Here is a 7880-nt window from a genome sequence, read left to right on the forward strand (position 1 = left end):
CTCAGTACGGTAACCGGGTCGACCACGTCATAGCCCCGCGCGGCCAGCAGCGCGTCGAGGTCATCTTCCCCCACGCGCACCATGAAAAGCGGGCGCTGGTCCATCTCACGCATCGCCGCTTCGGCGGTCGGAATGTCGGCGTCGGAGACCGCCCCGCGCGCTGTCGCTGCTGAGACCCGTTTGCCGCCGCCCTGCCCTTCGCGCAGGGTCCATGGCCCATGATCAAACCGCCGCGCGGCGGGCCATGTCGCGTCGCCCGCGTCAAAAAACGCCTGCGCCTCACTCATGCGAAGGCGGCCTTGAGCTTGACCATCGCCGCTTCGACCATCCCCGGATCGCTGCCGCGGATCACCACATGCGCACCAAAGACTCCGTCCTTTTGAAACGGGTAGCTGCCCATCGACAGATGCGGATATTCCTCGGCCAGCGCGCCCAAAGGCCCGGCAATATCACCCTCGCCCCGGTCGATGCGCAGGGTTTCACTGATCAGCGGCTGCCCCCCGGTCAGCCCCGGCAGGACGCTGGCAACCATCGCCTGAAAGACCGTCGGCACCCCGGCCATCACATTCACATTCTCAACCACGAAACCGGGCGCGGCAGAGACCGGGTTTTCGATCAGCGCGGCGCCCTCAGGAATACGCGCCATTCGCAGGCGGGCGTCGTTCATCTGGGTGCCCGCGCGGGCGTAGTGTTCGGCCAGTATCTCGCGCGCATCGTCGCGCACGTCGATATCACGGTTAAAGGCGGCGGCGATGCAATCGGCGGTAATGTCATCATGCGTGGGCCCGATGCCGCCCGAGGTAAACACATGGGCATAGGCACCTGAGAGCGCCTGCACGGCGGCGATGATCGCGCCATGATCGTCCGACACCACGCGCACCTCCTTGAGGTCGATCCCCACTTTCGTCAACTCCCCCGCAAGGTGATGCATATTGCTGTCGCGGGTCCGGCCCGAAAGGATTTCGTCGCCGATGACGATCATCGCGGCGGTGGGGTTTGACATGGGGGCGGCTCCTTGAGGATGGCGTCCCTTCGGTATAGGCCACGCCTCATGCGCTTTCAAACCCAACTTGTCCCCGCCCGGCTGATCCGCCGCTACAAACGCTTTCTGGCCGATTGCAGGTTGGAAGATACGGGCGAGGAAGTGATCGCCCATTGCGCCAACCCCGGATCGATGATGGGGCTGGCGGAACCGGGCAGCCGGATTTGGCTGGAGCCGAACGACGATCCGAAGAAAAAGCTGAACTACGGCTGGCGGTTGGTGGACCATGAGAACGGCCATTTCACCGGCGTCGACACCGCCCTGCCCAACCGCGCGATGAAAGCAGCGCTGGTCGCGGGTGAGGTGACGCCACTGGCCGCCTATGCCGAGGTACGACCGGAGGTGAAATACGGCGAAAACTCCCGCATCGACTTTCTGCTGCGCGGTGATGGCCTGCCCGATGCCTATGTCGAGGTGAAATCGGTCACCCTCTCGCGGCAGACGGGTCTGGCCGAATTCCCCGACAGCGTCACCGCACGCGGGGCGAAACACCTTGGCGAACTGGCGCGGATGGCTGAGGCCGGGCACCGCGCCGTGCTGCTCTATCTGGTGCAACGCACCGATTGCACGCAGATGACCCTTGCCGCCGATATTGACCCGACCTATGCCGCCGCGTCCCAAGCCGCGCGGGCGGCGGGGCTGGAAATCTACGCCATCGGCACCCATATCACGCCCCAAGCCGTCACACTGGCGCAACCGATCCCCTTTGCGGGCTGAGCTGCACTGGCCCTTGCCGGAAAGCCACGCTAAATAGGAGCGAACACAAGGATGGAGAGAGCGGTGAACAACGCACACCGAGGCCGCCAGACGCGCGACGGCATTCGCATTTACGAGCCTTCGGATCACGCCGGGATGCAAGCGGCGGGCCGTCTGGCCGCCACGATCCTCGACGAGATCGCAGAGCATGTCTTCCCCGGTCAGACCACCGGGGAGCTTGACCGCCTGATCGAAGAGAAGGTCAACGCCGCTGGCGCGAAATCCGCGACCATTGGCTATAAGGGCTACCAGCACGCCAGCTGCATCTCGGTGAACCATGTGGTTTGCCACGGCATCCCGAGCGACAAGAAATTAAAAGACGGCGACATCCTGAACATCGACGTGACCGTGATCGTCGATGGCTGGTTCGGCGACACCAGCCGCATGTATGTGGCAGGCAAGCTTTCACGCAAGGCCGAGCGTTTGATCAACGTGACCCACGACAGCCTGATGCGCGGGATTGAGGCAGTGAAGCCGGGCAATACCTTTGGCGATATCGGCCATGCCATCCAGACCTTCGTCGAAGGCCACCGCATGTCCGTGGTCACCGATTTCTGCGGTCATGGTCTGGGGCAGGTCTTTCACGCGCCGCCCAACGTGCTGCACTATGGCCGCCCCGGCACGGGTGCGGTGCTTGAGCCGGGCATGTTCTTTACCATTGAGCCGATGGTGAACCTTGGCCGGGCCGAGACCAAGACCCTCGCTGACGACTGGACCGCCGTCACCCGCGACAAATCCCTCTCGGCGCAGTTCGAGCATTCGGTCGGCGTGACCGAAGATGGTGTGGAGATTTTCACCCTCTCGCCCGGCGGCTTGTTCCACCCGACTTATAAAACCGACTGAAACGCTGCGGGGGCACGGCCCCCGCACGCCTATGCGTCGATGGCGACCAAATGGTTGTCCCACGCGCGGCTGGCTGTGGTCAGCCGCGATAGCGTAGCCTCTTGCAGCGACAGGATACCGCCAAGCCCATCCGTGGCGACAAAGCCGCCGCGGCCCGGCGCCAGCCCGCAGACATCGGCACGGCGGTGGCTGGCGAGGAAAGCACCTTTGCTGTCAAACAGATGCAGCCGCCCGCCCCGGGGGGAGGTGATACCGACCGCCCCGCCATCTGCCGCGAATGCCACGCTGCCCGCGTAGCCCTGCATCGCGATTTGCTCGGCCAGATCGGCCTCGGCCAAGATGGGCTCTTCCCCGCGCCGGTGCAGCCCCAGCAGCGGCACACCGTCACCCGGCTCCCCTTGCCATTGCATCGCAAAAGCCACCTGCCCGTCGGGCGCCAAGGCCAGATGGCGGATTGAGTTCGTGTGCAGATCGTCGGGCAGCGCCACCTGCTCCAGCACTTCGCCCGAAAGGCTGACATAGGACAGGTTGGGCCGCATCACGTCGATGTTCAGCTTCTCCCGCCCACTGTCGGGATGCGTGCGAATGCCGCCATTGGCCACCACCAGCACATCCTCGGCCCAGCGGCGGATTTCATGCGGACCGATCCCGCCTGACGCGATCTCTCCGATCCGGGCATAGCCCTTTGCGCGGGACCACAGCCCGATGCGCCCTTTGCCTGTGTCGATCTCGTTCTCGCTGGTGGCGAGGATGGCCCCGCCCTGCAAAAACGCCCCATGCCCGTAGAAATGCCGCCCCACCGGCGCGTCGAGCCGGTGGGCCACACGGCCCTTTTCACAGTCGATCACCAATGCAAACCGCCCCGGACGGCGGGCAAAGGCCACGGCCTCGGGCGCTGTGGGATGCGCGGCGGCGGCATGGCCCCGGTCGGGCAGCGGGATGCGGAAAATGTCGTGGCCCGTCCCGTCCAGCCCGAAAAGCGCATAGGCCCCCGAAGGGTCACGCGCGGCGGCAAGGTAGACAGGGCTGCCGGCGGCGGCCCAACCCATCGCCGGCAAGCTCGACGCGGCGGCGAGACCGGCAAGGAAGTGACGGCGCGACGGCATCAATCGCCGTCCGCCGAGTTGAACCCGACAGAAACGCCAAGCGCCGGGGCGATCTCTGCCCCCACCGCCTCGGCAATGGCGCGCACATCGTTTTGCAGCGCCTCGACCCGGATACGGCTTATCGGGTCGGCCACCCCGGCAAAGACGGGGTCCTCCAAGCCGCGGGCGGCGATGAGCGCGCGGTCAAAGGCGGCGTCGGTTTTGGGGGTGGGCTGGTCCGACAGGGTGCGCGCAAAGTCCCGCAATGCTTCAAGCGATAACACCACATTGCGCAGGCTGCGGCCCGAACGGCGCGCCTCGGCCACCTGCGGTTTGGGGGCGTCAAAACTGCCCATTGGGCGGCCCAAACGTTGATCGGCGACGAACTCCAACCCGGTGGCGAGGGCGGTGTAAAGCGCCTGTGACGCCTCGCGCGGGCTGAGGAAACGGCTGTTCCCCGCCTCCCCGGCGCTGCTGAGCGTCGTGGCGAAATCCTCACGCCATGCGGTGTCGACCTCGCGCCCCAGCACGGCCAGATCGGCCGCCATCGCGCGGGCCAGTGCGCAGCTATAGCTCTCGGCCCCGTAGCCTGCGAAGTCATCGTCATAAAGCAGCCGTTCCAGCGCAAAGAGCCCGCGCGCGGCGATGGAGACTTCGGCGTACTCCCCGCTTGTCGCGATTGGGTCTTCCTCGGCCACCAGTCTCGCCACGCTGCGCCCCACCATGCCGCGCGTGTCGGGCCAAAAGGCGATGGCCAGCCCGCGCCCGTCTTCCTCCAACGGGCCAAGGGTCAGATGCGCGATGCCCATCCATGCGTCGAAAGCCTCTTGATAGGCCGGGCGCAGGGCCGTGTCGGTGCAATCGGCCTGCGCTGCAGCGTCGAGCGCCGCAGTGGCAGAGGCGAAACGCGCGGTGCCCGGCAGCGCGTGATCATTGATCACCTCGCTCACCCCGGCGAGGGCGGGGGCGGCGGTCAGAAGGAATGTGGCGGTCAGCAGGCTGCGCATCAGAGGCTCTCCAGATAGCGGATTAAGGCGTCACGGTCGGCCTTGGGCATGTCGACCACGGCATCGCGGGCGGGCTGGGCTTCGCCGCCGTGCCAGAGCACCGCTTCGAGCAGCGACCGCGCGCGCCCGTCGTGCAGGAATTGGGTATGCCCGTTAACCTGTTCGGTCAAGCCGATGCCCCAGAGCGGCGCGGTGCGCCATTCGCGACCATTCGCGCGGCCCTCGGGACGGTCGTCGGCCAGCCCTTCCCCCATGTCATGGAGCAAAAGATCGGTCATCGGCCAGATCAGTTGGAAGCTCTGCTCGGGCTGGTCCTCCAACCGTTCGGTCACGAATTTCGGCTGGTGGCAGGAGGTGCAGCCGACCTCATGGAACACCGCCTTGCCGCGCAGCACCTCAGGTGCGCCGACATCGCGGCGGGCGGGCACGGCAAGGTTGCGGCTGTAAAAGGTCACCAGATCCAGCCCTTCGGCGTCAATCTCTGTCCCGCGCGCGTCCCCGTTCCCATGCGGGGCATCGCGGCAGGCGGTTTGCTCGGTGGTGCAATCGCCCCATGCCGCATCGAAGATGGGGGAGGAAATGCCGATGTCGCCTGCAAAGGCGCTGGCGGATTGTTCGCGGATCGTCGGTGCGCCGGATTTCCAGCCGAAACGGCCCAACATCGGGCGCGCGTGCTCAAAGGACCAGACGATCTGCGCCCGACCAGAGATGCCATCGCCGTCGGCGTCTTCGGGGTCCGCGAGGGCCAAGATATCTGCGGCTGGGATCGCTTCGAGCAGGCCCAAACCGATCATCGGCGGGGCTACACGGGGGCTGAGCATCGCGCCCTCGGCCAAGGGGCCATACCCGAGGTCTTCGGCACTGTAGGTCGGGCGGCGCAGGCTGGCGGTCTCTCCCTCGGAGAGCGCGACCTCCACCTCTTCATAGCGCAGGCCCAGCCGGTATTCCGCCGGATGCCCCGCCACCCCGAAATCCTGCAATTGCCCGCCATAGACCGGATCGGGCCGCGTGCGCGGGGTGGTATCGCCCACCGAAAGCAGGAACGCCTCGATCTCGCTCATTGCCTCTTCGGGGGCGGTGGGGACCGAGATGCGCAGGAACATCGACACCGCGTCATCCTCAGGCCCCTCGGGCGGATGACCGCGCCCGTCTTTCAGGTGGCAGCGCTGGCAAGAGCGCGCGTTGAAAAGCGGCCCCAGCCCGTCAGACGCGAGCGTCGAAGACGGCGATGACACCCAGAGTTTTTTGAACAAACCATTGCCGACCTTAAAGTCCAACTCCCGCTCGAAAGGAATGTTACCCGAGGGCAGCGAAAACGCATCGGCATTGCCGCGCGGGCTGACCGTGGCGGCCCCTGCCGGGTTCGTCTCAAACGGCTCGGGCTTGTCGAATTCGGTCGCGGGGGCGGTGACCTTGGCAATCCGGGCGCCCTCTTCTGCGGTGCGGGGGATCACCTTGAGATGCGGTTCCTCCAGTGCTTGCGGGGCGGCGGCGGCCATGCTCGCGGCGGCCACCGTGAGCATCGGAATGAGGAATCGCATGGGGAATGCCTTGGATAAGCGGCAGGCCCAGAACCGGGCCTGCCATTCGAAGTTACTTGCTGTCGTCTGTCGGCTTGGCTTGAAGCTGGCCATAGACGGCCTCGCCCAGTTCGGCCTGAAGCGACAATTGCGTTTCGAGGAAGTCGATATGCCCTTCCTCGTCGGCAATCAATTCCTCGAACAGGTTCTTTGAGACGTAATCGCCCACCTGATCGCAGTGATTGCGCGCCTCAATGTACAGGGTGCGGGCCTCATGTTCGGCGGCCAGATCGGACTCAAGACATTCCTTGACCGTTTCACCGATGCGGAGCGCGTCCAGCTTTTGCAGGTTGGGGTGCCCTTCAAGGAAGATGATCCGTTCGATCAGCTTGTCGGCGTGGTTCATCTCTTCGATGCTTTCCTCGCGCGATTTATCGGCAAGCCGACCATAGCCCCAGTCTTCTTGCAGCCGGTAATGCAGCCAGTACTGGCTCACGGCTGTCAATTCGCTGCGCAATGCCGCGTTGAGATATTCGATGACCTTGTCGTCGCCCTTCATGAACCTGTCTCCTTGTTTGGTTTTGCCTGACTTAGAGTGGTTGTCAGCACAGGCACGGAAAAGTTGCCATTTCCGCGCATGGTAGACAAGAACAGAGGCATGCAACCGCCACAATCGGCTGCTTTGCCCAAGGCACGGTAGATTTTGCCCGCAGTAATGACCGTGCGCGCATCGGAGGCGCGCATCCAGTCGATGGCATTGTTGATGTCGCGATCGGTGATGTTCTGACAGTGACAAACAATCATGGTTTTGCGTATTCCTTGGCTGGCCCCGGGCCGCCGCAGCGGCCCAGAGGAAGGGTTAGGATTACTGGAAGACCGCCTCCGGCGCGTCGAGGCTGTCGGAGCCTTCAAAGGCGATTTCGTCACCGCCCAGAACCGTCACGGCACGCTCGATGGCGCGGGTCTGGTTCACCAGCGCATCGACCGCGCCCATGATCAGCGCTTCGCCTTCGGCATTGCCGCGCTCAAGCATCATGTCATAGCTGAACCCCGCTTCGGCGGCGGTTTTGATCTGGCCCAGTTCCACCATGGAGGCGTTCAGCTTGGCGCGCAGGTCTCCGTCGACGCTGGCATCGGCGCTGGCCACAAGGTCAGACAGCGATGCGCCGGAAACCACGCGACCATCGACGCGCAGGTATTCGCCCAGATAGACGTTCCGCACGCCCAAACCGTCGTAGTAGTGGCTGTTGTGGGTGTTGTCCGAGAAGCAATCATGCTCTTCTTCGGGGTCGTTGAGCATGACGCCCAGCTTCATCCGTTCCCCGGCCTGTTCACCGTAGGAGAGCGAGCCCATGCCGGTCAGGATCGCGTCGATCCCGGCGTCTTCGTCTGCCAGCACGGCGGCGCGTGCCTCACCGCCATCGGCCCATTGACCGGCCATCCATTCCAGATCGCCGACCAGCAGATCGGTCGCGGCTTTCAGGTATTGCCCACGGCGGTCGCAGTTGTCGCCGGTGCAGTCTTCGCCGGTCGCGTAGTCGGTCCAAGGACGGTTGCCCGCGCCATGCTCAGTCCCGTTCAGGTCTTGGCCCCAGAGCAGGAATTCGATGGCGTGGTAGCCGGTGGC

9 protein-coding genes and 1 pseudogene are annotated in these 7880 nt (G+C 64.8%); 2 read left to right on the forward strand and 8 right to left on the reverse strand.

Annotation, left to right across the window (positions count from 1 at the left end; translation table 11 throughout):
- Both A3722_RS15700 and A3722_RS15705 read right to left on the reverse strand, forming a co-directional pair.
- Positions 1-287, reverse strand: a pseudogene (locus A3722_RS15700) (GNAT family N-acetyltransferase); the annotation flags it as partial.
- A complete protein-coding gene (locus tag A3722_RS15705) occupies positions 284-1003 on the reverse strand; it encodes a competence/damage-inducible protein A (RefSeq protein ID WP_067628977.1) in 720 nt (239 codons plus the stop codon). The pseudogene A3722_RS15700 and the gene A3722_RS15705, both read right to left, overlap by 4 nt.
- Positions 1004-1051: 48 nt before the next feature.
- Here A3722_RS15705 and sfsA point away from each other — a divergent pair, with 48 nt between their 5' ends.
- Together sfsA and map are read left to right on the forward strand one after the other, a co-directional pair.
- Entirely contained in the window at positions 1052-1759 is a 708-nt protein-coding gene (sfsA, locus tag A3722_RS15710; RefSeq protein WP_067628975.1) for a DNA/RNA nuclease SfsA, read from the forward strand.
- 51 nt (positions 1760-1810) lie between these two features.
- Entirely contained in the window at positions 1811-2641 is an 831-nt protein-coding gene (gene map, locus A3722_RS15715; RefSeq protein WP_067628973.1) for a type I methionyl aminopeptidase, read from the forward strand.
- Between the two features lie 29 nt (positions 2642-2670).
- On the opposite strand, the gene A3722_RS15720 is transcribed toward map, so the two are convergent.
- The 6 genes from A3722_RS15720 to A3722_RS15745 form a co-directional block, all read right to left on the reverse strand.
- Entirely contained in the window at positions 2671-3747 is a 1077-nt protein-coding gene (locus tag A3722_RS15720; protein WP_067628971.1) for a DUF1513 domain-containing protein, read from the reverse strand.
- A complete protein-coding gene (locus A3722_RS15725) occupies positions 3747-4733 on the reverse strand; it encodes an imelysin family protein (RefSeq protein ID WP_067628969.1) in 987 nt (328 codons plus the stop codon). Before A3722_RS15725 ends, A3722_RS15720 begins: the two co-directional genes overlap by 1 nt.
- The gene (locus A3722_RS15730; RefSeq protein ID WP_443068625.1) at positions 4733-6274 is read right to left on the reverse strand and encodes a di-heme oxidoreductase family protein; all 1542 of its coding nucleotides are present in this window, start codon (positions 6272-6274) and stop codon (positions 4733-4735) included. Before A3722_RS15730 ends, A3722_RS15725 begins: the two co-directional genes overlap by 1 nt.
- 52 nt (positions 6275-6326) lie before the next feature.
- Positions 6327-6812 (reverse strand): bacterioferritin, encoded by a 486-nt coding sequence (gene bfr, locus A3722_RS15735; RefSeq protein ID WP_067628967.1) that lies wholly within the window; start codon positions 6810-6812, stop codon positions 6327-6329.
- The gene (locus tag A3722_RS15740; RefSeq protein ID WP_067628965.1) at positions 6809-7057 is read right to left on the reverse strand and encodes a (2Fe-2S)-binding protein; all 249 of its coding nucleotides are present in this window, start codon (positions 7055-7057) and stop codon (positions 6809-6811) included. Before A3722_RS15740 ends, bfr begins: the two co-directional genes overlap by 4 nt.
- Before the next feature lie 61 nt (positions 7058-7118).
- Positions 7119-7880 (reverse strand): imelysin family protein (locus tag A3722_RS15745; protein WP_330220228.1); only part of this gene is annotated, 762 nt, incomplete at its 5' end.

The organism is Sulfitobacter sp. HI0027, assembly GCF_001634775.1.
Classification (GTDB): domain Bacteria; phylum Pseudomonadota; class Alphaproteobacteria; order Rhodobacterales; family Rhodobacteraceae; genus Sulfitobacter.